Source organism: Thalassotalea sp. G20_0 (assembly GCF_017744175.1).
Classification (GTDB): domain Bacteria; phylum Pseudomonadota; class Gammaproteobacteria; order Pseudomonadales; family Endozoicomonadaceae; genus Endozoicomonas.
Genome location: NZ_JAGHQV010000495.1, coordinates 1 through 552, shown reverse-complemented (window position 1 = coordinate 552; position 552 = coordinate 1). Strand labels below are relative to the sequence as shown.

Annotated in this window: 1 pseudogene; it reads left to right on the top strand. The window is 52.7% G+C overall.

Going from position 1 to position 552, the window contains the following annotated elements:
• Nucleotides 1-133: 133 nt before the first annotated feature.
• Nucleotides 134-552, top strand: a pseudogene (locus tag J7438_RS27225) (hypothetical protein); the annotation flags it as partial.

Genomic DNA, 552 nt, shown 5'->3' with positions numbered 1-552 from the left:
CAATGAGATCATCGGCATGAAAGATTTCCGGGCGGCCTGTTATGAACACCAGTGCTTTGGCATGAGTTATTTCCAGAAGTTGCATAACCGTTTGGGCGGTTTGCAACGGCTGCAACATCTCCCAACATTGAATATGCGACGGAAACAGGATACTGATAACGGCCAGACCCAGTTCTGCTGGCTAGGGCCGGATCAGCTCACGCCACTGGATTTTCAGCCCGGTGAGGTGGTGCAAACCCTGGAATACGACACTATGCAGCAGATTTACGGAATCCCTGACTGGTTGTGCGCCATGCAGGCGCTGTTACTGAATGAGGATGCCACGTTGTTCCGGCGGCGGTATTTCCATAATGGCTGTCATATCGGTTACATCCTTTACACCACCGATCCGAACCTGGACCCGAAAACTGAGGCCATGCTCATCAACAAAATGAAAGAGGGCAAGGCGGCGGGAAACTTCCGCTCTCTGTTTATCAATATTCCCGGCGGTAAAGAAAAGGCGGTGCAGGTGATCCCGGTGGGTGACATCAGCCAGCGGGATGAGTTCCAGCG